This window comes from Grimontia sp. THUN1695 (assembly GCF_059704325.2).
Window position 1 is genome coordinate 761234 of record NZ_AP046577.1, and the last position, 23906, is coordinate 785139.

Sequence of the window (23906 nt, forward strand, 5' to 3'; positions counted from 1 at the left end):
GGAGAGATATGTTTAGAGCATTGCTCGCGATGTTCATGGTGATAATAAGTATTTGGTCACCGTTGGGTACTGCCGAAGAAGGTGCCAAGGCCGATCCCCAGAAAGAAATGGTGCAGTTGGCGGGGGCAGAATTCTGGAAAGAAGTGCGTGCTGGGGAGTCCGGCTATACCACTGCGAAGGGGGCAGAGGCAGGCCAACTTATCAATGTGGATGGTGAGCGCTGGCGACGGATCCGCAACGAGTGGATCAGTCCGATAGGCCTGCTTTTCCTTGGTGGTTCTGCAGGTGGCCTGCTGTTGTTTTACCTTTGGGCAGGACGTGTTGCGCTGGCACATGAACGCACGGGTAAGAAGGTGATGCGCTGGACGCCATTTGAACGCGCCCTGCACTGGTTTACTGCGATTAACTTTTTGATCCTGGGGATCACGGGTGTATTGCTGCTTTACGGTAAGCATTTCATCAAACCCGTGGCACCAGAAGTGGTGTGGGGAAGTATCATCTACGCAGCGAAATTGGCGCACAATTACCTTGGTCCGCTGTTTGTGATTGGTCTGCTTTGTATGCTGGTAAAGTGGATGAAAAACAACTTCATCAACAAAGTCGATATTGAGTGGTTCAAGCAGGGCGGTGGCATCTTGCCTAATGGCAAACACCCCGATGCAGGGTTTTGTAATGGGGGTGAGAAAGCCTGGTTCTGGTTGCTGGCAACTGTCGGTGTCGTGGTGTGCATTACCGGCCTTGTGATGGATTTCCCTATCTTCGGTCAAACCCGTGACAATATGCAGATAGCAAACCTGTTGCATGGCATCGCGTCATTGGGTTTGTTAGCAGCTGCATTCGGTCATATATACATCGGTACTGCCGGCACTGAAGGTGCGTTGGAAGGTATGACGACGGGTTATGTGGATGAAAGTTGGGCGAAACAACACCACAAGCTTTGGTTGGATGAAATACAAGGTGAAAGTGTTGCCCCATCAACAGAAGCGAAAGAGCAGCAAAGGACCTAAGAGTGTAACCATTAAATGACACAAGGCCCACGTGAGTGGGCTTTGTTTTTTCGTTTCAGTCGTCAGTGAATCAAATCCCAACTTAAGGCTGTACCGCGAGGGATGTCATGCCGGGCTATTTTTCCCATAACAGCATCAAAATGCTTTGGTGCAAGGCCCAAGCCTGGACGAATACTCTGCACGTTTTGTGCAGTCAGGGTTTCGCCTTTCTTTATGTTTTGGACCACATAAAGCGAACGGCGAAACTGCACATTGCTTTTCTCTGCCTCCTTTAGCTGGTAACCCGCTTGACCTAATGCCTGCCATGCGGTTTCTGTCTCTTTGCAAAGCGTTGCCAATTCATTCGGTTCTAATGAAAAAGTAGCGTCAGGACCCGGTTCGTTGCGGCTCAATGTGACGTGTTTTTCAATCACCGACGCGTCAAGTGCAACTGCCGCCACAGACACTGTGGTACCTAAAGTGTGGTCAGACAACCCGCCTATCACGCCAAAGCGCTTTGCCAAATCAGGAATGGTGCGAAGGTGGCTCTGTGACGCTGGCGCAGGGTATGCACTGATACAATGCAATAAAATCAGCTGTTGGCAGCCATTATCACGTGCAGTGGCAACGGCTTCTGCAATCTCTTCATTGTTTGCCATACCCGTTGAAATAATCATCGGCTTGCCGGTTTGTGCAACATAACGAATCAAGGGGAGGTCGACGGCTTCAAATGAGGCGATTTTGTAGGCTGGTGCATTGAGATCTTCCAGCAAATCCACGGCAGTGAAATCAAACGGAGTGCTGAACAGTGTTATGCCGATGTCGTGGGCTTTCTCAAACAGCGGCTTGTGCCATTCAAACGGTGTGTGGGCTTCTTGATATAAATCGTAAAGTGTTCGGCCATCCCAAAGCCCGCCTTTGATTTGAAATGCCTCCGAATCGCAGTTCAGGGTAATAGTGTCAGCGGTGTAGCTTTGCATCTTAATCGCATCCGCGCCTGCGCGTTTTGCCATTTCGATGGTTTGAAAAGCGCGCTCAATCGAACCGTTATGGTTGGCCGACATTTCAGCAATAATATAAGGTTTATGCTCTGGGCCAATCTTACGGCCATTGATGGTAATACATTGCGTCATAATGTTGTGTCACCTTTCCACGCTTCGCACGAAAGGAAGAAAGAAAAATAGTCTTTGTTTCCGTCTACAGTGATAAGGGTCTGGATGTCCTTGTCCTTCGAAAAGCCAAGTTTGTCATGAAGGTGAATCACGTTTGAGTTGATGCAAAGTACCCGGCTGCGAATACCGTCCAGTCCAAGGTTATTGAATCCCAAACTCAAAGCTTCGGATAACATGGCAAAGCCAGAGCCTGCGGGTGCTTCGGGTGATTTATAGAAACCCCACTCTGCAGTGTTGGTTTGTCTTTTAATCTTGGTAAAAGAGACCATGCCAACCGGCGTACCCTCAGACAGCGCAATAAAAAACTGATTTGTGGTATCGCTCGAGGCTTTGGCAAACCAACGTTCATGTTCCTCTGCGCTGATTTCATGTTGGGTGAACATCTTGTTCCTGACATGTGGTGCATTTCGCCAGCTTCGTACCATTGCTAGGTCATCTGTGGTCATTGCTCGAAATGTAATATTTCCCGGCCTATACGCATGTTGTTCCATCACCTCAACTACCCGCGCAGCGCCGTTGCCGTCGATATCGGATTTTTCAAGACGATAGGGCAGGGTGTTCCAGTTATCTGACAGCCATTTCAATTCGTTGGCATAGTCATATTCTGTGGTGTTATTACTTACGCCCAAGTAACGATAAAGGCCACTGGCACCAAGATGCTCTGCCATCAAACGTTGGTTCTCGGCCATGGATACCAAGGTGCCAGGAATACCCAGGCTTGCACGCTCAATAGCACTGACACCTGCGCCACCGAACGCATAGCGACAAGCGGCAAGCTCCGTTTCATAATCAGCAAGGCTTTCGGACAGCGTGACGAATTCAGGCAGTGGAAACGCGCGTAGTTCAGCCTTTTGGGGATTAGAGAGGCCGTAAACAATGTGGAGCTTGAAAGGCAAAGAGTCAAAATGTTTGCAGGCATTGAGCAGTTTCATGCACTCGCCGCTGGGATCTGTGCCGCTGAAAAAAGCCAGTGTCACATTCTTCAGTGCAGGTGGATGTTGGCGGAGTTCTGAAAAGCGCGGGCGGAGTAATCCGAATTTTGGCCCTAAAAGTAGAGTACAGTCTTTTGGCACAAGTTGATGATAGCGGTTTTCAAAGTCCGGCCAGGGATTGTGATCGAGTAACACATGGCAATCATGATGGCGATTGGCAAGATCGTCGATAACAAGTACTTTTATCCCTGAAGAACGCATTTGTGTTTGCCACGTGCAGTCTAAGGCGTAGTGATCAATGATTACCCAATCAGGATTAACGTGTTGCAGTGCTGCCACTGTTTCCTTCACATCGGCTTCCTGAGTCACTCCTAGCCAATGTCGGTAGTCTCCGGCGTCAGGGAGAAAGGTTTCTTCTATGTCACCTAAAGAAATAACGTCAATGCCTTGGTTTTTACAGTAATCAATAAGGTTACCGGTCAGGGGGCGACTGACCATGATGGCTTGATGGCCGCGTTCAATCAGCTTTTTAGCCAGTACCAAACACCGCATGATGTGCCCGGTGCCAATCTGGCGGGAGGCGTCAACGCGAATCGCTATCTTCATAACTCGTCCCGTTGCTTAAGGATTTGATAGAGCATTTCGGCGCGAATCCAATCATCCGGTTCATCGATATCCTGGACACGGAAATGGGGGATCTGCACAGCTTTGGAGTGCGGAGCGAAAATCGGTAAACCGGAAAGAAATGCCTCTGGCTTACCCCAGTAAAACATACCTGCATCATGGTAAGCGGTTTCTAAATCCTGTGAGCGGGTAGAGAAATGTTCTGGCCAGAACATGTCCACATTGCCTTCATCATTTATTCGAATACTGCGTTGAATAGGGAAGGAGAAACACGTGGCAGCGAAAGTGTACTGGGTTTGCTCTTTGTCCAGTAGCGTCAGGCCTTTTTCAAGGTCCTGAACCCGGATAAACGGCGCCGTGGCGTAAAGGCAACAGACTGCATCCAGTGAACGGGCATCGTTCTCTTGCAGCCATTCAATAGCGTGTTTGATGACATCTAATGTTGTGGCATGGTCATCGGCAATGTCTGCCGGACGGAGGAACGGTACCTCAGCACCATGCTCTTTGGCGATGCTTGCAATCTCTTCGCTGTCTGTCGATACCATGATGCGGTCAAACAGGCCTGATATTTTTGCCACATCAATGGCGTAGTCAATGATTGGCCTGCCAATAAAGGCCTTGAGATTTTTCCCCGGAATGCGCTTACTGCCACTGCGGGCAGGAATAATACAGACTTTCATTTTGTCCTCAGTACAACGCTTCAGCCAGTGCCTGAATCACTGTGTCCTGCTCCTCTTCCGTCATATCAACGTAGAGCGGCAGGCTGAGCGCAGCGTGATAATAGTGTTCTGCAACAGGAAATTGCCCCCATCTAAACCCTAATGCGTGGTAATACGGCTGGGTGTGAACCGGGATGTAATGCACGTGCACGCCGATGTTTTTAGCGCGAAGTGTATCAAATACGTGCTGGCGGCAATCCGGTTCCGCTAACTGAATGACATACAGATGCCATGCTGATTTACTTTCGGGAAGCAATGTCGGTGTGGTCAGTGGCAATGCCGAAAGCTTTTGGCTGTATCGTTCTGCAAGTGTCTGACGGCGTTCAACAAACGCATCCAGTCTCGCCAGTTGGGATATTCCCAATGCGGCTTGTAGGTCAGTCATGCGGTAATTAAATCCAAGCGATTGTTGCTCGTAGTACCAAGCGCCTTGGACTTGATCGACCAGTGATTCCCTATCCCGCGCAATACCATGGCTGCGGAGGTCTTCCATCGCTTTGGCAAGTTTGGGATTGTTGGTCAGTGCCATCCCACCTTCTGCGGTGGTGATGATTTTCACCGGATGGAAACTGAAGACAGTGACATCACTGTATTGGCAATTACCGATGTATTCACCGTTGTATTTGCCGCCAATAGCATGAGAGGCGTCTTCAATAATGCGGAAACCATACTGCTGAGAAAGCAGGTGGATGGCCTTCATGTCGCAGCTTTGTCCACACATATGTACCACCACCACCACGTTCGGAAGGGTGTCTGTTCGTTTTGCCAGCTCCAGTTTTGCAGCTAAACGCTTTGGACAGAGGTTGTAGGTGATGGGGTCAATATCAACAAAGTCGATCTTTGCGCCGCAATACAAACCACAATTCGCCGAGGCGACAAATGTGTTGGGTGATGTCCAAAGGCGTTGACCTTTACTGAGTCCCAAAGCAAGGCAGGCAATATGCAGTGCCGATGTGGCGCTGTTTACTGCAATGGCATGTTTTGCCCCCACTTTTTCTGCAACTGCATGTTCAAATTGGGTAACTCGCGGCCCTTGAGTGATGAAGTCGGACGTTAAGGCGTCAACAACCGCGTCGATATCGTCTTGGCTGATGTTCTGTTTGCCATAAGGGATCATGCTTGTTGCTCGAATTCCAGGATCTGTTCGACGTCTAGAAAATCTGGATTGCTTCCGGAATGGTATTCAAAATCAGCCGCGACAGGTTCGCCTTTTTCGCCCAGTGGATTGGCCGAATAATCGTAATCCGCCGCATAGAATTTAATGGTTGGCCGAATCACATAGTGATCCTCGAATTCCAATGTCAGGTGTGAGTCATCACTCGGGCACATGATTTCATGCATCTTTTCGCCCGGACGAATGCCAATTTCTTTCACTGGTAGACCGTTTCCGTAAGCAGTTGCCAGATCCATTAAACGTACAGAAGGGATTTTCGGTATAAAAATTTCACCACCTTGCATGCGTTCGAAATTCTTCAGGACAAAGTCGACGCCTTGCTGGAGCGTGATCCAAAAACGGGTCATGTCAGGATGGGTAATGGGCAGTGCATCAGCGCCTTCCGCAACCAGCTTTTTGAAAAGCGGTACCACAGACCCGCGTGAACCCACGACATTGCCATAGCGCACCACCGCGAAGCGTGTCAGGCCACCGCCCGTCATGTTATTGGCCGCGACAAACAGTTTGTCAGAACAAAGCTTGGTCGCACCGTACAGGTTGTTTGGACTCGCGGCCTTGTCGGTGGAGAGTGCGATGACTTTTTCGACCTCGTTGGCAATGGCTGCGCGGATGATGTTTTCTGCACCATGCACATTGGTTTTGATGCATTCCATCGGGTTATATTCGGCAGAAGGCACTTGTTTTAAGGCTGCGGCATGAATGACATAATCGACGCCATTCATGGCTTCCATCATTCGGCCAGCATCGCGCACATCACCGATAAAATAGCGCATGCAAGGTGCATTGAACTCTTGCTGCATTTCGAACTGTTTGAGTTCGTCTCGGGAGAGAATGATGAGTCGTTTAGGCTTGTAACGCGCAAGGATGGTCTGGGTGTATTTCTTTCCAAATGATCCGGTTCCACCGGTGATCAAAATCGACTTGCCGTTAAACATTTCAATCCTTAAGCATTCGTCTCAGTATCTGATTGAAATTCTAACTGATAGCGCCAATGGCGGTGGGAGAAAAATGCCCACATCGTGATTGGATGATGAAAAAAAAGACAATCTCTTTCGACATCGTCTTTTCTTGACCACTATTATGTGTGTGGCTTGTGGCGTTCCTTCAGCTTATTGGCTACGTCTTCCAGCGAGAAGCCCTGGTCTTGCAGCAGTACCAAAAGATGGTACATCAGGTCTGCAGACTCATTGATCAGCTCTTCCTTATCGCCCGACGTCGCTGCAAGCGCGACTTCGACGCCTTCTTCGCCCACTTTCTGCGAAATGCGCTTGGTGCCCTTGGCATACAGGGACGCCGTATAAGACGTTGAAGGATCGGATCCTCGACGGGAAGCCAGCACCTGCTCCAGTTGATGAAGAAACACCAGAGCAGGTTTGTTGGTGTCGTCTTCTCCCCAGCAGGTTTCAGTGCCAAGATGGCAGGTTGGGCCGATAGGATCGGCTTGAACCAGCAGGGTATCTCTGTCGCAGTCCACGGCAATGTGTTTGAGGCGCAGCACGTTACCGGAGGTTTCGCCTTTGGTCCAAAGACGTTCCTTGGTGCGGGAGAAAAAGGTGACTTGCTCGGTATCCAGCGTTTTTGATAATGCATCTTGATTCATGTATCCCATCATCAGAACCTGTCCGCTTTTCGCGTTCTGGACAATGGCAGGTACCAGACCGTCTACTTTTTCCCAGTCGATAGTATCAGCGAGTGCCGCGTTTGATGGTGTCTGGTTCATAAGCGGATCTCCACGCCTTGTTGTTTCAGGTATTGTTTCAGCTCACCAATGTTGATGATCTGCCTATGGAATACAGACGCTGCCAGTGCACCGTCGACATTCGCTTTCTTGTAAGCATCGGCAAAGTGCACCATTTCACCGGCGCCGCCTGAGGCAATCAGGGGAACGTGGCACACTTCGCGCACCATGTTGAGTTGCTCAAGGTCGTAGCCGTTACGTACGCCATCCTGGTTCATCATGTTCAACACGATTTCACCGGCGCCACGCTTCTGCACTTCCTGTACCCAGTCGCGGGTTTCCCACTGGGTCGCTTTGGTACGGGCTTCATCACCGGTGAACTGGTAGACCTGATACTTGCCAGTGTCTTTGTCGTAGTAAGAGTCAATACCGACCACGATACACTGCACGCCGAATTTCTCAGCAAGCTCAGTGATAAGTTCAGGGTTTGCCAGTGCCGGAGAGTTAATGGAAATTTTGTCTGCGCCAAATTCCAGAATACGTTTGGCATCTTCTGCGGTTTTAATGCCGCCAGCCACACAGAAAGGAATGTCGATGACTTCTGCCACGCGCGCGACCCAGCTTTTATCCACCACACGGCCATCACTGGATGCAGTGATATCGTAAAACACCAGTTCGTCTGCGCCTTCTGCGGCGTAACGCGCGGCCAGCGGGACGATATCGCCGATGATTTCGTGGTTACGGAACTGAACGCCTTTCACCACCTGACCATCGCGAACATCAAGACATGGGATTATCCTTCTTGCCAGCATGCGAATGCCTCCTCTGCAGTGAATTTGCCGTCGAGCAATGCACGGCCGACGATAACGCCTGCGACATCTGTGCCTTTCAGTGCTGCGATGTCAGCCAGTGAGCCGATACCGCCGGAAGACTGGAACTGAACCTGTGGGTAGGCGGCACACAACTCTTTGTAAAGATCGACGTTGGAACCCGCCAGCGTGCCGTCTCGGGAGATATCAGTACACAGCACGTGATTGAGACCCACTGTCAGGAAGTCGTCCAGCAGCGCTTCGATGGTCACACCAGAATCCTCCTGCCAGCCGGATACCGCGACCATGCGGTTGCCCTTGTCATCAATGTTGATGTCGAGCGCCAGTACGATTTGCTCTGCACCGTATTTCTCCATCCAGCCTTTGACCATCTCTGGCTGTCTGACGGCAGTTGAACCGATCACCACGCGTTTTGCGCCAGCACGCAGCAGCTCAACCACGTCGCTTTCTTTGCGCACGCCGCCGCCAATCTGGATGTTGGCTGGGGTGCTGGCAATCAGTTTTTCAATCAAGGGTAGCTGACGGGCAGAGGTGTCTTTTGCGCCAGTCAGATCGACCAAGTGCAGCCAGTTAGCTCCGGCATTGTGGTAAATCGCGAACTGCTCGCTTGGGTCAACTTTGTATTCGGTAACTTGTCCGTAGTCACCCTGATAGAGACGGACGACCTGCCCGTCGATTAAATCCAATGCGGGAATGATCATCCTTAATTACATCTCCAAAAAGTTCTTAATCAGTTGTGCGCCAGCTTTGCTGGAACGCTCAGGGTGGAATTGCACACCATAATAGTTGCCACTTTGTACTGCTGCGGTAAACGGCTTGCCGTAGTCGCACTGGCCAATGGTGTAATCACCGACTGGCATGGCGTAGCTGTGAACAAAGTAGAAATAGCTGTTTTCTGGAATGTCTTTAAACAGCGGGTGATTGTTCACAGGTGTCACGGTATTCCAACCCATGTGGGGAAGCGGCAGTTCGCCGGTTTCCATTAAGGTGGTGTCGGCATCAACATGGCCGAGGCAGGTGACTTGCTCCTTGCCTTCCTGTGAGGATTTACCCAGAAGCTGCATGCCAAGGCATATGCCGAGAAGCGGCTGCTTCACTTCGCGTACCAGCGAAATCAGGTCGCGCTCTTGTAGGTTTTTCATTGCCTCAGAAGCAGTGCCGACGCCTGGCAGAAACAGTTTGTCTGCTGCCAGCACGACATCGGGGTTGCGGCTGATCGTGACATCGTAACCAAGGCGCTCAATCGCAAAACGCACAGAGCTGACGTTTGCACAACCCGTGTCGATGATGACAATCTTTGCTTCGCTCATTACAGCACCCCTTTGCTGCTTGGCAGCTCGTTACCTTCTACGCGAATCGCCTGACGCAAAGTGCGGCCATAGGCTTTAAACAGGCTCTCCACGATGTGGTGTGTATTATCGCCATCTGATGACAGGTGCAGGGTACAGGCCATGGTGTCAGTCAGTGAGCGGAAGAAGTGCTCGACCATTTCAGTAGAAAGATCGCCGACTTTGTCCTGCGAGAAGGTCGCTTCGAACTTGAGGTATGGGCGGCCAGACAAATCCAGCGCGCATTGCGCCAGACACTCATCCATTGGCAGACTGAAACCGAAACGGCCAATACCACGTTTGTCACCCAGCGCTTCTTTTAGCGCCTGACCCAACGCCAGCGCCGTGTCTTCGACGGTGTGGTGATCGTCGATGTGCAGGTCGCCATCAACTGCCACTTCCATGCGGAAGCCGCCATGGGTCGCGATTTGATCCAGCATGTGGTCAAAGAAACCAAGGCCCGTATTGATCTTGTTGCCGCCAGTTTCGTCAAGGTTCACCGTGATACGGATATCCGTTTCCTTGGTGGTACGGACGACAGTTGCTATTCGTGGATTGGTGGTCAAATCCTTCAGAATTTGCTGCCAGCCCATGGTTTCTGGGTTGTACTGAATACCGCGGATTGCCATGTTTTCAGCAAGCTGCAGGTCAGTCTGACGGTCGCCAATCACGGAAGAGGTTTTGAAATCTACACGGCCTTGCTGGAGGTAATCTTTAACCAAACCAAGCTTTGGCTTACGGCAGCTACAACCTTCGTGGTCGAAGTGCGGGCAAATCAATACATCAGCAAACTTCACGCCCTGAGATTCGAAAATCTCCATCATCATGTTGTGCGGAGCGTCGAAATCTTCCTGTGGGTAGCTATCAGTGCCCAGACCATCCTGGTTGGTCACCATCACCAGCTTGTAGCCAGCGTCTTGCAGTGCCAGCAGGGCAGGGATCACGAAAGGCTCAAGCTTGAGCTTGTCCAGACGGTCAACCTGAAAATCGACTGGAGGCTCAACAATCAGCGTGCCATCGCGGTCGATAAAGAGGATTTTTTCTTTCACTACAAATTCCTTTTGTTGCACTCTTTATGCCAGTTGCTGGCGGATAAAGGTCAGGGTCTTTTCACACTCTTCGCGGTTGCCCACGCTGATTCGGATGCAGCCTTCAATTGGCGAACGGCGCAAGATAATGCCGTTGTCCCAAAGAGCTGAAAACAGAAGGTCAGCGTCTGGGAATTTCACCAGCAGGTAGTTGCCGTAACCGTCGAACACTTGCACGCCCGGCAACATAGAAAGCCCTGCCTGCAGATAGGCGCGGTTGGCATTCAAATCCAGCACCTGATATTTCATGCGGGCAAGGCCTGCTTCACTCAGCGCCTGCAGGGCAATTTCTGTCACAGGCACAGGCACTGGATAGGGGGCAATCACTTTGGTCATCAGTTGGATGATTTGCTGACTCGCGAGGGTGAAACCACAGCGCAACCCCGCCAACGCAAAGGCTTTTGACAGGGTACGAAGAATCGCAAGATTCGGGTAACGCACCAGCAGGTCCACCGTTGACGCTTCTGGACAGAAGTCGATGTAGGCTTCGTCCATGACCACCAGCGCGCGACCAGCCGTCATTTCCAGTAGCGCTTCGATATCGTCGCGGTTAATCAGGTTACCGGTCGGGTTGTTGGGGCTACAGACAAATACCAGTTTAACGCTATCAAGGTTCTTTTCGATTTCCGGCAGGTTTAATTGCCAGTCATCGGTCAGCGGGACTGTCTTGCGCGCGACGCCAGCGGTTTCTGCGCTGATGGCGTACATACCGTATGTTGGCGGGCAATACAGAATGCTGTCTTCACCGGCTTCGCAGAAAGTACGTACGAGAAGCTCAATGCTTTCGTCTGCGCCGCGGGAGGTGAGTACCTGCTCAGGGCGAACGCCTGCATAGTCGGCGTAAGCGCGGATCAGCGCTTCTGGCTGACAGGTGCTGTAGCGGTTCAGACCCGCACCATTGATGGTGTATTCATTGTTAAAGGGTGATTCGTTGGCATTCAGCCAAACATCACCGCTGCCGCCCAGTCGACGGGCAGACATGTAAGGGGTCAGTGCCTGAACGTCCTTACGGGCTAATTTTTCAATGTCCATTGCTTCCCCTTTATTATTTTTTGTTATTGAGTTTTTCAACACGGAGGGTCACGGCGTTTCTGTGCGCATCCAACCCCTCCGCGTTCGCCATTGCCACAACGGTCGGCGCCAAGGCTTGTAAGCCATCAGATGACAACTCTTGCACTGTCATGCGCTTGCTGAAATCGGCAAGGCCGAGGCTTGAGTAGGTGCGCGTATAGCCGTAAGTTGGCAGCACGTGGTTGGTACCCGATGCGTAATCGCCAACCGATTCCGGTGACCATGCGCCGAGGAAAATCGAGCCTGCGTTATCCAAAAGCGGCAGCAATTCACGTGGGTTCTTGGTTTGGACAATCAAGTGTTCAGGGCCGTAGTTGTTTGAAATCGACACACACTGGGTCAGGCTGTCTGCAATGATGATGATGCTAGAACCCAGAGCCTGGCTTGCGATGTCAGCACGGCTTAGTACTTTTAACTGTTTCTGAACGGCATCGGCCACTTTCTCTGCCAATACAGGAGATGGTGTGACAAGCACAACCTGAGAATCTGGGCCATGTTCTGCCTGACTCAGCAAATCTGCAGCAACGAAATCCGCATCAGCGTCTTCATCCGCAATCACCAGCACTTCAGACGGGCCAGCCGGCATATCAATCGCCGCGCCGTTGTGGTCATTGCTGACCTGACGTTTAGCTTCGGTCACGAAGGCGTTACCCGGACCAAAAATCTTATCAACCTTGCTTACCGTTTCAGTGCCGTAGGCCATGGCGGCAACAGCCTGTGCGCCGCCGAGGTTGTAGACTTCATCAATGCCGCAAAGCTTTGCAACGTAAAGAATTTCATCGGCGATGGGTGGTGGCGAACAAAGCACCACTTTACGGCAACCGGCGATTTGAGAAGGCACACCCAGCATCAACACAGTGGATGGCAATGGCGCACTGCCACCTGGAATGTAAAGACCAACGCGGTTAATCGGACGGGTCACCAGCTCACATACCACGCCCGGCATGGTTTCAACCGTTAGCGGCTCGGCTTTTTGCGCTTTGTGGAAGCAGGCGATGTTGTCGTAAGCCTGTTTGAGTGCTGCTTTGATTTCATCACCCAATCGCGCTTCCGCCGCATCGATGTCGCTTTGTGAAACCTGAATATCCTCAGGGGCCACTTTATCGAATTTCTCTGTCAGCGCTTTTAGCGCAGCGTCACCACCAGTGCGAACTTGTTTGATAACGCCTTCAACGGCTTCAGTGATTGATGCACTTTCAGAGATAGCAGGGCGCTCCAACGCTTTTTCGCGTTGTACATCACTGAGGGATTTCCAAACCACTGTTTTCATGGCTTACTCCATCATCTTCTCGATTGGCAGCACCAGAATGGAGCTCGCACCCAAGGCCTTCAGTTTTTCCATGGTTTCCCAGAACAGATTCTCGGTACTCACCAGGTGAACAGCGACACGTTGTTTGTCGTGTGCCAGTGGCAGGATGGTTGGGTCTTCTGCGCCTGGCAGTAGTTCAACCACTTGCTCCAGTGTTTCGCTTGGCGCGTGAAGCATGATGTACTTGGATTCTTTGGCTTGAATGACACCGTTGATACGAGTCAGCAAGCGGTCGATAAGCGCTGCTTTGTCTTGGACAAACTCGCCTTTGCGTTGGATAAGCACGGCTTTGGAGCGGAAAATGACTTCGGCTTCTTTCAGGCCGTTGGCTTCCAGCGTTGCACCGGTAGAGACCAAATCACAGATGGCATCTGCAAGGCCTGCACGTGGTGCCACTTCGACAGAGCCATTGAGCATACAGGTGCTGAACTTCACGCCTTGCTTGTCGAGGTAGTCTTTAAGGATATTCGGGTAAGTGGTTGCAATACGCTTGCCAGCCAGATCCTGTGGGCCGTTGTAGGTTTTGTCTTTATCAATCGCCACAGAGAGGCGACAACCCCCGAAGTCCAGGCGGCGAAGCTTGACGTATTCACTTGGCTCACCCAATGCCACCCGCTCCAAACGGACTTCTTCCAACTCGTTTTCGCCAATCACACCCAGATCTACCACTCCGTCCATGATGAGGCCCGGGATGTCATCGTCGCGTACCAGCAACAAATCGATGGGCATATTTTCTGCGTGCACGACCAGACGGTCACCGGAGAAGTTAATTTTTACCCCACAGCGCTTGAGCAGTTCCTGACACTCTTTCGCAAGACGGCCTTTTTTCTGGATGGCAATTCTTAGACGTTCTGTTTGCATGATCTATTCCCTGTCTCTTTTCGCAGTGGTGTTTATCTGTTCCTGAAAACACCAAAGCAATTTTTAAAATCCTAAAAGTGAAAAACCCCCGGAAGGTTCGCTTCCGGGGGTCTGAATCTTGTGTTCGCTTTGATGACCGGTGGAAGAACCTTACTCCTTGTCTTCCAGTCGAAACCACATCTCCCGAAAGACTAGTCAGGATGATGGTGGTGAATGGTCATAAGCGATTTTTGCATATTTCTTTTCTCTACTTGCTTAAACGGTTTAACGTTTGCGTGGCTTCAACACTAACAAACTCTTTAAATATTGCAACTGGTAATTTCCCTGATCAGCGAATTAGTCGCAGTGGAAGAAAAAAGGGCAGGCAAATACGCGTCGGGATAGAGGAGGCGTGTCGTTTGGGTGGTGATTAGGTTTCTATCAAATAGGTAAAAAAGTACTGATTGTGCCAAGTCCGGGTGAAATTAGCGCGAAATGCCGCAAATCAGACATAAATATCCAACAGGCCATCGTTGTTCTTTTTACTTTCTCCGGTGGCTTGGTCTTTTTCCTCTTCGGGGTGCTCGTCTTTCTCAGCATGCTTTTGTTGCTGCTGTTTCGTTTTGTCCTGTTTCACGACATTACCCACTTTTTGTGGTGAGTATTCAGAGATGTTGGGGAACCAGTTCATCACAATAACCTCATGATTGTTCCCCCAACATATCGGCTACCTATCAGAAAGCTTGATGGTTTTTTAACCGCAGCATTTTTTGTGTTTTTTGCCGCTGCCACATGGGCACGGATCGTTTCGACCCACTTTTCCAGCCTTCGGGTACTCACCGTCGATGTAATACCAAAGGGCGTGTCCGTCTTTTTCTTCTGTGACAAAACGCGACTTTTCATGCAGACAGTATTGGTTGCCTGCTTCTTTGTAATGGGCTTTGAACTCGACAAAGCCTTGTTTGCCGCTCTCATCCACAGAGCTTGACAGTACCTGAAGCATCAGCCATTCACTATTGATAGATTGGGTGATAGCGTCACGGTGTTGCTCTGCCCCGCAGGAAGGGTGATAGGTATCGACAATGAAATCGACCAGTCCCTTCGCATGGGCTGAATAGCGGGAACGCATCAGTTTTTCAGGGTGATCGGCCGCTGCGTGGTTTTGATGAACACGTTCACAACATTCGCTGTACAGGTTTTGGCTGCCACAGGGGCAAAGTGATGTAGCCATAGGTGAAAACCGCGGTTAATTAAAAAGGGGTTATTCTCAGAGTGGGGAAGCGGTTAGTCAATCGGAATTGCATGCCCCGGATGGATTGAAAAATTGAGGTTCTGCTGCCTTTTACAGATTGTTTCCCGTGAGGATTCAGGCCACGTGTGAGAAAAAGATCCGTTCTGGTTTACTGAGCTGGAAACCTTGAAAGTAATCAAAACCCAACGCAATTGCGACACGATACTCTTCTTCAGTTTCAATTTTCTCTGCCAGCAGTTTGAAGTCAAAGCGCTTACGGTACTTGTTCACAAACTGGGAAACCGCCAACAGTGACTGTGCCCGGAAGTCAATTTTCACGATATCCGCCAGCCTTAAAAACGGTAGCCAGTCAGGAGAAGGAACGAAATCATCGAAAGCGATTTGATAACCATGGGATTTCAGATCTTCAAGGGCTGAATATAGAGTAGCGTTCGCGTCACAGTTTTCGAGAACTTCTATGACCAGATCCTGTGGAGGGTAGTTGAATGCAATACCCTGGATCAGGCTTTGGTGACAGAAATTAACAAAGCAGGGAAGGCCATCTGAAATATATTGGATCCCGACAGTGCCTTCGTGAAAAAGGCCGTCAAGGACGGATACTGTTGCGACTTCCGATTCGATGTCGGGGAAAGAGTCACAGCAGCCTTCGCGGAACAATAATTCGTAGGCAATTATCTGTTGCTGTGAATTATAGATCGCCTGCCGTGCAATGTTTGAACACATAGAATGCCAATAGGATCTTAATGAGAAATGCGAAACTAAGTGTATATACTGTCTCATATATGAGAGTGCTAATAAAGACTGATATTCCGCTTTAACAGCCAATACATTTTTTCATACTTTTCTCATCTTGACGGCTGGATGAATAATATATTTTTTTCATTAAAATCCACGGGCTTGTAGCATGCAGCCTTTTTCGGTACAGACCAAGACCGAACCTTGCGTGTACCAGTCCCCCAACACTATTCGTTGTGCGGGATCAGACCCAAGTGATATGTCGTGAATAGCTGGTCGGTGAGTGTGACCATGAATCAATTGTGTCACCCCAACGCTTGCCATGACGCGTTTCACTTCATCTTGATCGACATCCATGATCGATAGCGCTTTCTGCTGATTGCTCTTGGTACTGCCAGCCCGTAACTTTTCGCCGATACGTTGACGGTAAGGAAGTGGCAGCCTGAAAAACAACCATTGAATAAAGCGGTTGTGCACTTTTTTGCGATAGCGTTGGTAGGCTTGATCCTGAATGCAAAGGGTGTCGCCATGCATGATAAGGGTCGGTTTACCAAACAGGTCAATGACACATTGCTCGGGCAGTATTGTAAATCCTGCTGCTTTCGCATAGCGCTGACCAATAAGAAAATCACGGTTTCCGTGGATAAAGTAAATGGGAACGCCTGAATCGCTCAGCGTTCGGAATGCAGCCGCGACCTCTGTGTGCAAAGGCGTTTCATCATCATCACCCACCCAGGATTCAAACAGGTCACCCAGAACATAAAGCGCCTGCGCTTTCGACGCTTCCTCTTTCAAAAACCGGTGAAAGCAATGCGTGATTTCAGGGTGGGAAGGGCTGAGATGAAGATCTGAGATAAAGAATATGGTCATAGAAACATGGAGCAACAGTGTCACCTGTTGCCCCTCAGTGCCTTATTCTTCGACTGTTACGCTTTCGATCAGCACTTCTTCTACAGGCACATCCTGATGAACGTAGCCCCAGTTTCCGGTAGCGACGCTCTTGATCTTATTCACCACGTCCATACCTTCTACGACCTCACCGAACACACAGTAACCCCAACCGTCTGGTGTTTCAGATTTGAAGTCCAGGAAGGTGTTGTCGTTGACGTTGATGAAGAACTGGGAGCTTGCTGAATGCGGCTCCATGGTGCGTGCCATTGCAATGGTGCCGACTTTATTGCTCAAACCATTATTAGCTTCGTTTTTGATTGGTGCGCGGGTTTCTTTTTCTTCCATGCCTGAAGCCATACCGCCACCTTGAATCATGAAACCGTCAATCACGCGGTGGAACAGGGTGCCGTTGTAGAAACCGTCGCGGCAGTATTGCAGGAAGTTTTCCACAGTGACCGGCGCTTTTTCGCTGTTCAGTTGGATTTTTATGTCACCAAAATTGGTATGAAGCGTAACCATGATGTGTTCCTATAAATTCGCGTTTAGCTATAAAGGGTTGATTCTATCCTAGTGGTCGCGACATTCAACAGATCGCACCAGAAAAAACCGTGTTACGACGCAGCAGAGTGTCTGCCTGCGCTAATTGCATACACGAGGGGGTTCATTCTTGCCTAAACCGGGCGGAAAAGGTGTAATATGCGACTCCTGATAATCATTTAATATTTGTAATGGGTAACCCGACTACCATGTTGAAGATTTACAACTCCCTCACCAAGCAAAAAGAAGAATTTAAACCTATTCATCCTGGCAAGGTTGGCATGTATGTGTGTGGGGTTACCATTTACGATTTGTGTCATATCGGCCACGGTCGCACCTTCGTTTCTTTCGACGTAGTCTCCCGTTACCTACGCTATTTGGGTTACGACCTGACTTTTGTCCGCAACATCACCGACATTGATGACAAAATCATTAAACGTGCTGCAGAAAACGGCGAAAGCTGTGAAGCCCTGACAGAGCGCCTGATTGGCGAAATGTATGCTGACTTTGATGCGCTGAACATGAAACGCCCGGACATCGAACCACGTGCTACCCAGTATATTGCTGAAATTATTGCGCTGGTGGAACGCTTGATTGAACGTGGTTTCGCGTATGTAGCCTCTAACGGTGATGTGCTGTTTGAAGTGGCGAAGTTTGACGAATACGGCAAACTGTCACGTCAGGATTTGGAGCAATTGCAAGCCGGTGCGCGTGTGGATGTGGAAGAGGCGAAGAAAAGCCCACTGGACTTTGTGCTGTGGAAAATGTCCAAGCCTGGCGAACCAACGTGGGAATCGCCCTGGGGGCCCGGTCGTCCTGGCTGGCACATTGAATGCTCGGCCATGAACTCTGCAATTTTGGGCAACCACTTTGATATTCACGGCGGCGGCTCGGACCTGACGTTCCCACACCACGAGAACGAAATCGCCCAGTCTTGCTGCGCGCACGATACCCAGTACGTCAATACCTGGATGCACAGCGGTATGGTGATGGTTGACCGTGAGAAGATGTCCAAGTCACTGGGTAACTTCTTCACCATCCGTGACGTGTTAGCCCACTACGATGCGGAAACCGTTCGTTACTTCCTGATGTCTGGTCACTACCGTAGCCAGCTGAACTACAGCGAAGAGAACCTGAAACAAGCGCGTGCGTCAATGGAGCGTCTGTACACGTCACTGCGCGGTCTGGACAGGTCTGTTGAAGCAGAAGGTGGTGAAGCATTCGTTGAGCGCTTTAAGGCTGCAATGGATGATGACTTCAACACACCGGAAGCCTATTCTGTGCTGTTCGACATGGCGCGCGACATCAACCGCCTGAAAGCGGAGGATGTTGCAGCAGCATCTAAACTGGCAGCCCGTATGCGTGAACTGGCAGAAGTACTTGGCTTGTTGGAACAAGACCCGGAAGCCTTCCTGAAAGGTAACGTAGAAGGTGGCGACGACGAAGTGGCTGAAATTGAAGCGCTGATCAAAGCGCGCAATGATGCCCGTGCCAGCAAAGACTGGGCAGCAGCTGATGCCGCACGTGATGCACTGACGGCCATGGGAATTGTGCTGGAAGACGGTGCCCAAGGTACAACTTGGCGCCGTAAGTAAGCCAAGCTGGCTCTGACTCTGAATGTGAAAAAGCGATGCTCAGGCATCGCTTTTTTCGTCAATAAGATAGCTGGGAAAAGCAATATACCTTTAAGAATAACTTTAGCTGTGATTATTATCACCAAATGGGAATATTTTATTCCTTACGATTGCCTGCAATTCTCCTGACGAAGAAACAGAAAATGAAAATTGATTTAACCCGCCTGATCACGGAAAGCCGTAATCCAGCCAGTACACAAATAGACACCCTGCCAACATTGGAAATGCTGGAAGTGATTAACCAGCAAGACCAACTGGTCGCGCTTGCCGTAGCACAAACGTTGCCGCAAATCGCTTTAGCAGTGGATGCCATTGCCGCTGCCTTTGCACAGGGTGGGCGCCTGATTTATATGGGGGCTGGTACATCAGGTCGCTTGGGTATTCTGGATGCCAGTGAGTGTCCGCCAACCTACGGCAGCGATCCCAACATGGTAATCGGCCTGATTGCCGGTGGTCATCAGGCCATCCTCAAAGCGGTGGAAAATGCCGAAGATAACCGAGAGTTGGGTAAAGCCGATCTGGTGGATTTGGATCTGTCATCACGTGACGTTGTCGTGGGCATTGCTGCCAGTGGTCGCACGCCTTACGTCATCGCCGGGATGGAGTACGCGCAATCTGTTGGGGCGACGGTCGTTTCCCTGGCCTGTAATCCGGGTTGTCCGATGGAAGCGCACGCTGACATCATTATTACCCCGGTTGTTGGTCCAGAAGTGGTGACCGGTTCATCGCGTATGAAAGCCGGTACTGCTCAGAAACTGGTGCTTAATATGCTCACCACTGGCGCAATGATCAAAAGCGGCAAAGTTTTCGGCAATTTAATGGTGGATGTCGAAGCGACCAACGCCAAGCTTATCCAACGTCAGACCAATATCGTTGTTGAGGCGACAGGCGTTTCTGTAGAAGAAGCGGAGAAAGCCTTGTCTGTCTGCAACCGTCACTGTAAAACCGCAATCTTAATGCTTCTCGGTGGCTTTGATGCTGAAGAAGCAAAACATAAACTGGTGCAACACCAAGGCTTTATCCGCGCAGCGTTAAATGACCGTTAATTAGCGTCGCTTTCCTCAACACTTTTCTTTTCCGATTCGGGGGAACACTTCAACGAACTGTCACGTTTAGCTCAAACCAGGAAACAGTGCCCGCAAACCATTGGTAATAAATTCGATGCCCAAGGCTGCCAGAATCAGACCCATAATACGGGTGATCACGTTGATCCCCGTTTGTCCCAGAAATTTCACGATGGTTGGAGCCAGACGAAGCAGCCCCCAAATGCCCGTGGCAAAAATGCAGATCGACGCAATCAAGCCCACGGTATCTACCGAACTTGGATAGCGACTGGCATAAACAATGGTCGAGCTAATGGCGCCTGGACCTGCCAACAGGGGCATGGCTAAGGGGACTACCCCAATCTGTTCACGGCTTACCGACTCGGATTGCTCTTGTTTGTTCTGCTTATCTTCCCCTAACTTACCGCTCATCATGGTGAAAGCGATACTGACCAGCAACAAGCCTCCGGCCACGCGGAAAGAATCGAGGGAAATGCTGAAAAAATCCAACAGTAGCTGCCCGGCTAATAATGAAACAACCAGGATAGCAGCCACGGCTAGACTTGCCGTGTATGCAGTTTTGTTCCGTTCAACAGGATCCTGGTGTGCGGTCAGGGAAACAAAAATGGGCATGATACCCAGTGGATTCACCGCTGCAAATAAGCCGATGAAAAACTGAAAAAATATTACAAGCTCGATGCTAGTCATTCCCAAACACTCAAAATCTGAGAAACGAAAAGGTTAGATATGGTTCGCAAACGTATTTATTGTGGACGTTAGTATAACGCTGAAATGTCAAATGCCAATCGGCGGGACAGCTATCCATGTAAATATTTTCCAGATTGGTGGAAGGGCAGTAGATAAGGCACTTTCAGCAATAAGCATTCTAGATGTCATTCACTTTCAGTACATAGATATAGATTTTCGGCCGTCTGTACAAAATTCATGATGTGACATAGGTCTCAGATGTAATTCTGTCATAGATAATGGGATCAAAAGCCGTTATACAGGGATGTGATACATAATGCATATGTGTTACATTTATGTGATTGCTTTGCCATTCAGGCTTTCAAAACGTTTAATCTACGGTTAATACGAATAGGGATTGAGCGTGAGATGGAAATGATTGTGAAAGTTTACTACGCATGATCCCGATCAATTTTATCGTTTGCTGAAAATCTATAATCAGTTTTGAAAGTTATTTACTAAATGCCTGCAAAAGATCACTAAGGGAAGCGTGATGCTTAGGCTTTTTACCTGATAAGCATGTGGTTACTAAATAATTTTCAACTTTAGGTATGTAGGAGACAACTATGCCTGTAACTAACGTAGCCGAACTTAACGCAATGGTTGAGCGTGTTAAAAGAGCGCAGAAAGAGTTCGCCACTTTCTCTCAGGAGCAAGTTGACAAAATCTTCCGTGCTGCGTCACTGGCTGCTAACAACGCCCGTATTCCCCTGGCTCAACAAGCCGTTGAAGAATCTGGCATGGGTATTGTCGAAGACAAGGTCATCAAAAACCATTTTGCTTCCGAATTCATCTATAACAAATACAAAGACGAAAAGACCTGCGGTATTCTGGAAGAAAACGAAGAGTTTGGTACGTTCACTATCGCAGAGCCTGTAGGTATCATTTGCGGTATCGTTCCAACGACCAACCCAACTTCAACCGCTATTTTCAAATCTCTTATCTCTCTCAAAACACGCAACGGCATTATTTTTTCTCCACACCCACGTGCGAAAAACTCCACCAACGCTGCAGCGAAGCTGGTTCTGGAAGCTGCGGTTGCAGCAGGTGCACCTAAAGATATCATTGGTTGGATTGACGAGCCTTCTGTAGAACTCTCTAACGCATTGATGAAGCATGATGACATTAACCTGATCCTGGCAACAGGTGGCCCAGGTATGGTGAAAGCTGCTTACTCTTCAGGTAAACCAGCAATTGGTGTTGGTGCGGGTAACGTTCCTGTTGTTATTGATGAAACGGCTGATATCAAACGTGCGGTAGCGTCTATCCTGATGTCAAAAACCTTCGACAACGGCGTAGTATGTGCCTCTGAGCAGGCGGCGATTGTTGTTGACGCGGTATACGATGAAGTGAAAGCGCGTTTTGCATCTCACAAAGGTTTCGTTCTGAGTAAAGAAGAGGCGGAAAAAGTACGTAAAGTCCTGCTGATTGATGGCGCACTGAACGCGAACATTGTAGGTCAGCCAGCCGTGAAGATTGCAGAAATGGCAGGTGTAAGTGTCCCAGCTGATACTAAGGTGTTGATCGGTGAAGGTCTGGGCAAAGTGTCTGTTGACGACGCATTCGCACACGAGAAACTGTCTCCAACTCTGGGTCTGTTCCGTGCAACTGACTTCGAAGATGCCGTTGCCCAAGCGGTAACGATGGTTGAAATCGGTGGTATCGGTCACACCTCTGGCCTGTACACCAACCAGGACATCAACCAGGAACGTATCAAGTACTTTGGTGACAAGCTGAAAACCGCTCGTATTCTTGTAAACATCCCAACCACGCATGGTGGTATCGGTGACCTGTACAACTTCAACGTTGCACCATCACTGACGCTGGGGTGTGGTTCTTGGGGGGGTAACTCTATCTCTGAGAACGTGGGTCCTAAGCACCTTATCAACAAGAAAACTGTAGCGAAGCGAGCTGAAAACATGCTGTGGCATAAACTACCGAAATCTATCTACTTCCGTCGTGGCAGCCTGCCAATCGCACTGGGGGATCTGGAAGGCAAGAAGCGCGCATTTGTGGTCACTGACCGCTTCCTGTTCAATAACGGTTACTCTGACGAAGTGGTTGCCCTGCTGAAAGCGCAAGGCATGGAAGTTCAGACTTTCTTCGAAGTTGAAGCTGATCCAACGCTGACTGTTGTTGAGAAAGGCGCAGAAGCAATGAAGAGCTTCCAGCCAGACGTCATCATTGCCCTGGGCGGAGGTTCACCCATGGACGCCGCAAAAATTATGTGGGTAATGTATGAGCACCCAGAAACGTACTTCGAAGAACTGGCAATGCGCTTTATGGATATCCGTAAACGTATTTACAAGTTCCCTAAAATGGGTAAGAAAGCGGAACTGGTTTGTATTACTACCACTTCAGGTACTGGTTCAGAAGTGACGCCATTCGCCGTTGTAACCGACGACAAGACTGGCGCCAAATACCCACTGGCTGACTACGAACTGACACCGCATATGGCCATCGTCGATGCGAACCTGGTTATGAACATGCCTAAGTCGCTGACTGCATTTGGTGGTTATGACGCAGTGACTCACGCATTGGAAGCATACGTTTCTGTTCTGGCGAACGAATACTCTGATGGCCAGGCTCTGCAAGCGCTGAAAATGCTGAAAGAATACCTGCCATCAAGCTACGCGAATGGTGCGAAAGACCCAATCGCTCGCGAGAAAGTGCACAACGCAGCCACTATCGCGGGTATTGCGTTTGCTAACGCCTTCCTGGGTGTTTGTCACTCAATGGCGCACAAAATCGGCGCTGAGTTCCACCTGCCACACGGTCTGGCGAACGCACTGCTGATTGCTAACGTTGTTCGTTACAACGCAAATGACAACCCAACCAAGCAAACGGCATTCTCTCAGTATGACCGTCCACAAGCACGCCGACGTTATGCAGAAGTGGCTGACCATCTTGGTCTGAGCCATGAAGGTGACCGTACTGCTCAGAAAATCGAGCGTCTGCTGGCATGGTTGGACGAACTGAAAGCGAATCTGGATATCCCAATGTCTATCCAGGAAGCGGGTGTGAAGGAGGCTGACTTCCTGGCGAAAGTGGATGAGCTGGCTGTTGAAGCGTTCGATGATCAGTGTACCGGTGCGAACCCACGTTATCCGCTGATCTCTGAGTTGAAAGAAGTGCTTCTTGCTTCTTACTACGGTAAAGCTTTCGTCGAAGGTGAAACGTTCGAAGGCACTACTGTTATTAAGAAGAAAGCCGATCAGGAAGCGGCAGCGGCTAAACCCGCAGCGAAAGCAAATATGAAAAAAGAAGCCACTAAAGCATAGCGTTTGATTCAATATGAAAGAAGAAGCCCGCGTCA

Annotated in this window: 23 protein-coding genes and 1 other annotated feature; of the genes, 4 read left to right on the top strand and 19 right to left on the bottom strand. The window is 49.8% G+C overall.

The genetic code is table 11. The features are described 5' to 3' along the window. The first annotated feature begins 8 nt into the window (after positions 1-8). Entirely contained in the window at positions 9-1007 is a 999-nt protein-coding gene (locus AC6IB1_RS07040) for a formate dehydrogenase subunit gamma (RefSeq protein WP_497568403.1), read from the top strand. A 62-nt stretch (positions 1008-1069) separates the two neighbouring features. On the opposite strand, the gene pseI is transcribed toward AC6IB1_RS07040, so the two are convergent. From pseI to AC6IB1_RS07130, 18 genes are all read right to left on the bottom strand, one after another. Next, entirely contained in the window at positions 1070-2119 is a 1050-nt protein-coding gene (pseI, locus tag AC6IB1_RS07045; protein ID WP_497568404.1) for a pseudaminic acid synthase, read from the bottom strand. After that, complete coding sequence (gene pseG, locus AC6IB1_RS07050) at positions 2116-3696, bottom strand: UDP-2,4-diacetamido-2,4,6-trideoxy-beta-L-altropyranose hydrolase (RefSeq protein WP_497568405.1); 1581 nt, start codon at positions 3694-3696, stop codon at positions 2116-2118. The genes pseI and pseG overlap by 4 nt, the downstream gene beginning before the upstream one ends. Next, the gene (gene pseF, locus AC6IB1_RS07055) at positions 3693-4394 is read right to left on the bottom strand and encodes a pseudaminic acid cytidylyltransferase (RefSeq protein WP_497568406.1); all 702 of its coding nucleotides are present in this window, start codon (positions 4392-4394) and stop codon (positions 3693-3695) included. The genes pseG and pseF overlap by 4 nt, the downstream gene beginning before the upstream one ends. Positions 4395-4401: 7 nt before the next feature. Beyond that, the gene (gene pseC, locus AC6IB1_RS07060; protein ID WP_497568407.1) at positions 4402-5550 is read right to left on the bottom strand and encodes a UDP-4-amino-4,6-dideoxy-N-acetyl-beta-L-altrosamine transaminase; all 1149 of its coding nucleotides are present in this window, start codon (positions 5548-5550) and stop codon (positions 4402-4404) included. Then, entirely contained in the window at positions 5547-6542 is a 996-nt protein-coding gene (gene pseB / locus AC6IB1_RS07065) for a UDP-N-acetylglucosamine 4,6-dehydratase (inverting) (protein ID WP_497568408.1), read from the bottom strand. Before pseB ends, pseC begins: the two co-directional genes overlap by 4 nt. A gap of 143 nt (positions 6543-6685) precedes the next feature. Then, positions 6686-7327, bottom strand: coding sequence for a bifunctional phosphoribosyl-AMP cyclohydrolase/phosphoribosyl-ATP diphosphatase HisIE (gene hisIE, locus AC6IB1_RS07070; RefSeq protein ID WP_497568409.1), 642 nt, complete (start codon positions 7325-7327; stop codon positions 6686-6688). Then, complete coding sequence (hisF, locus tag AC6IB1_RS07075) at positions 7324-8097, bottom strand: imidazole glycerol phosphate synthase subunit HisF (protein ID WP_497568410.1); 774 nt, start codon at positions 8095-8097, stop codon at positions 7324-7326. Before hisF ends, hisIE begins: the two co-directional genes overlap by 4 nt. Continuing rightward, a complete protein-coding gene (hisA, locus tag AC6IB1_RS07080) occupies positions 8079-8816 on the bottom strand; it encodes a 1-(5-phosphoribosyl)-5-[(5-phosphoribosylamino)methylideneamino]imidazole-4-carboxamide isomerase (protein WP_497568411.1) in 738 nt (245 codons plus the stop codon). Before hisA ends, hisF begins: the two co-directional genes overlap by 19 nt. Positions 8817-8822: 6 nt before the next feature. Continuing rightward, on the bottom strand, positions 8823-9425 hold the full coding sequence (hisH, locus tag AC6IB1_RS07085; RefSeq protein WP_497568412.1) for an imidazole glycerol phosphate synthase subunit HisH: 603 nt from the start codon (positions 9423-9425) through the stop codon (positions 8823-8825). After that, positions 9425-10492 carry a bifunctional histidinol-phosphatase/imidazoleglycerol-phosphate dehydratase HisB gene (gene hisB / locus AC6IB1_RS07090; protein WP_497568413.1) on the bottom strand — a complete coding sequence of 356 codons (1068 nt, stop codon included), beginning with the start codon at positions 10490-10492 and terminating at the stop codon, positions 9425-9427. Before hisB ends, hisH begins: the two co-directional genes overlap by 1 nt. Positions 10493-10516: 24 nt before the next feature. Further along, positions 10517-11557: a histidinol-phosphate transaminase gene (gene hisC, locus AC6IB1_RS07095; protein ID WP_497569101.1), complete on the bottom strand. Its 1041-nt coding sequence runs from the start codon at positions 11555-11557 to the stop codon at positions 10517-10519. A 19-nt stretch (positions 11558-11576) separates the two neighbouring features. Then, the gene (gene hisD / locus AC6IB1_RS07100) at positions 11577-12872 is read right to left on the bottom strand and encodes a histidinol dehydrogenase (protein ID WP_497568414.1); all 1296 of its coding nucleotides are present in this window, start codon (positions 12870-12872) and stop codon (positions 11577-11579) included. A gap of 3 nt (positions 12873-12875) precedes the next feature. Further along, positions 12876-13772, bottom strand: a complete 897-nt coding sequence (gene hisG, locus AC6IB1_RS07105; protein ID WP_497568415.1) for an ATP phosphoribosyltransferase — start codon at positions 13770-13772, stop codon at positions 12876-12878. A gap of 76 nt (positions 13773-13848) precedes the next feature. Then, positions 13849-13988: a sequence feature (His leader region), on the bottom strand. A 268-nt stretch (positions 13989-14256) separates the two neighbouring features. Beyond that, positions 14257-14442 carry a hypothetical protein gene (locus AC6IB1_RS07110; protein WP_497568416.1) on the bottom strand — a complete coding sequence of 62 codons (186 nt, stop codon included), beginning with the start codon at positions 14440-14442 and terminating at the stop codon, positions 14257-14259. 63 nt (positions 14443-14505) lie between these two features. Then, positions 14506-14982 (bottom strand): YchJ family metal-binding protein, encoded by a 477-nt coding sequence (locus AC6IB1_RS07115; RefSeq protein ID WP_497568417.1) that lies wholly within the window; start codon positions 14980-14982, stop codon positions 14506-14508. A gap of 135 nt (positions 14983-15117) precedes the next feature. Then, positions 15118-15726: an EAL and HDOD domain-containing protein gene (locus tag AC6IB1_RS07120; RefSeq protein WP_497568418.1), complete on the bottom strand. Its 609-nt coding sequence runs from the start codon at positions 15724-15726 to the stop codon at positions 15118-15120. Between the two features lie 159 nt (positions 15727-15885). Beyond that, on the bottom strand, positions 15886-16608 hold the full coding sequence (gene lpxH, locus AC6IB1_RS07125; protein WP_497569102.1) for a UDP-2,3-diacylglucosamine diphosphatase: 723 nt from the start codon (positions 16606-16608) through the stop codon (positions 15886-15888). Between the two features lie 42 nt (positions 16609-16650). After that, on the bottom strand, positions 16651-17148 hold the full coding sequence (locus AC6IB1_RS07130; RefSeq protein ID WP_005506172.1) for a peptidylprolyl isomerase: 498 nt from the start codon (positions 17146-17148) through the stop codon (positions 16651-16653). A 227-nt stretch (positions 17149-17375) separates the two neighbouring features. On the opposite strand from AC6IB1_RS07130, the gene cysS reads away from it, so the two are divergent. Beyond that, positions 17376-18761, top strand: coding sequence for a cysteine--tRNA ligase (cysS, locus tag AC6IB1_RS07135; RefSeq protein WP_497568419.1), 1386 nt, complete (start codon positions 17376-17378; stop codon positions 18759-18761). Between the two features lie 182 nt (positions 18762-18943). Further along, positions 18944-19846, top strand: coding sequence for an N-acetylmuramic acid 6-phosphate etherase (murQ, locus tag AC6IB1_RS07140; protein WP_497568420.1), 903 nt, complete (start codon positions 18944-18946; stop codon positions 19844-19846). 66 nt (positions 19847-19912) lie between these two features. Here murQ and AC6IB1_RS07145 read toward each other — a convergent pair whose 3' ends face one another. Continuing rightward, the gene (locus AC6IB1_RS07145) at positions 19913-20551 is read right to left on the bottom strand and encodes a YchE family NAAT transporter (RefSeq protein WP_040529123.1); all 639 of its coding nucleotides are present in this window, start codon (positions 20549-20551) and stop codon (positions 19913-19915) included. Positions 20552-21156: 605 nt separating this feature from the next. On the opposite strand from AC6IB1_RS07145, the gene adhE reads away from it, so the two are divergent. Next, positions 21157-23871 (top strand): bifunctional acetaldehyde-CoA/alcohol dehydrogenase, encoded by a 2715-nt coding sequence (adhE, locus tag AC6IB1_RS07150; RefSeq protein WP_497568421.1) that lies wholly within the window; start codon positions 21157-21159, stop codon positions 23869-23871. The last annotated feature ends 35 nt before the right edge of the window (positions 23872-23906 follow it).

Excerpts from the sequence above, each read along its gene's own strand:
- AC6IB1_RS07115 (WP_497568417.1), bottom strand. The coding sequence starts at position 14,982 with ATGGCTACATCACTTTGCCCCTGTGGCAGCCAAAACCTGTACAGCGAA.
- hisA (WP_497568411.1), bottom strand. The coding sequence starts at position 8,816 with ATGATCATTCCCGCATTGGATTTAATCGACGGGCAGGTCGTCCGTCTC.
- AC6IB1_RS07145 (WP_040529123.1), bottom strand. The coding sequence starts at position 20,551 with ATGACTAGCATCGAGCTTGTAATATTTTTTCAGTTTTTCATCGGCTTA.
- lpxH (WP_497569102.1), bottom strand. The coding sequence starts at position 16,608 with ATGACCATATTCTTTATCTCAGATCTTCATCTCAGCCCTTCCCACCCT.
- cysS (WP_497568419.1), top strand. The coding sequence starts at position 17,376 with ATGTTGAAGATTTACAACTCCCTCACCAAGCAAAAAGAAGAATTTAAA.
- hisIE (WP_497568409.1), bottom strand. The coding sequence starts at position 7,327 with ATGAACCAGACACCATCAAACGCGGCACTCGCTGATACTATCGACTGG.
- hisG (WP_497568415.1), bottom strand. The coding sequence starts at position 13,772 with ATGCAAACAGAACGTCTAAGAATTGCCATCCAGAAAAAAGGCCGTCTT.
- AC6IB1_RS07110 (WP_497568416.1), bottom strand. The coding sequence starts at position 14,442 with ATGAACTGGTTCCCCAACATCTCTGAATACTCACCACAAAAAGTGGGT.
- murQ (WP_497568420.1), top strand. The coding sequence starts at position 18,944 with ATGAAAATTGATTTAACCCGCCTGATCACGGAAAGCCGTAATCCAGCC.
- hisH (WP_497568412.1), bottom strand. The coding sequence starts at position 9,425 with ATGAGCGAAGCAAAGATTGTCATCATCGACACGGGTTGTGCAAACGTC.
- pseB (WP_497568408.1), bottom strand. The coding sequence starts at position 6,542 with ATGTTTAACGGCAAGTCGATTTTGATCACCGGTGGAACCGGATCATTT.
- pseC (WP_497568407.1), bottom strand. The coding sequence starts at position 5,550 with ATGATCCCTTATGGCAAACAGAACATCAGCCAAGACGATATCGACGCG.
- AC6IB1_RS07040 (WP_497568403.1), top strand. The coding sequence starts at position 9 with ATGTTTAGAGCATTGCTCGCGATGTTCATGGTGATAATAAGTATTTGG.
- pseI (WP_497568404.1), bottom strand. The coding sequence starts at position 2,119 with ATGACGCAATGTATTACCATCAATGGCCGTAAGATTGGCCCAGAGCAT.
- adhE (WP_497568421.1), top strand. The coding sequence starts at position 21,157 with ATGCCTGTAACTAACGTAGCCGAACTTAACGCAATGGTTGAGCGTGTT.
- pseG (WP_497568405.1), bottom strand. The coding sequence starts at position 3,696 with ATGAAGATAGCGATTCGCGTTGACGCCTCCCGCCAGATTGGCACCGGG.
- AC6IB1_RS07120 (WP_497568418.1), bottom strand. The coding sequence starts at position 15,726 with ATGTGTTCAAACATTGCACGGCAGGCGATCTATAATTCACAGCAACAG.
- hisF (WP_497568410.1), bottom strand. The coding sequence starts at position 8,097 with ATGCTGGCAAGAAGGATAATCCCATGTCTTGATGTTCGCGATGGTCAG.
- pseF (WP_497568406.1), bottom strand. The coding sequence starts at position 4,394 with ATGAAAGTCTGTATTATTCCTGCCCGCAGTGGCAGTAAGCGCATTCCG.
- AC6IB1_RS07130 (WP_005506172.1), bottom strand. The coding sequence starts at position 17,148 with ATGGTTACGCTTCATACCAATTTTGGTGACATAAAAATCCAACTGAAC.
- hisD (WP_497568414.1), bottom strand. The coding sequence starts at position 12,872 with ATGAAAACAGTGGTTTGGAAATCCCTCAGTGATGTACAACGCGAAAAA.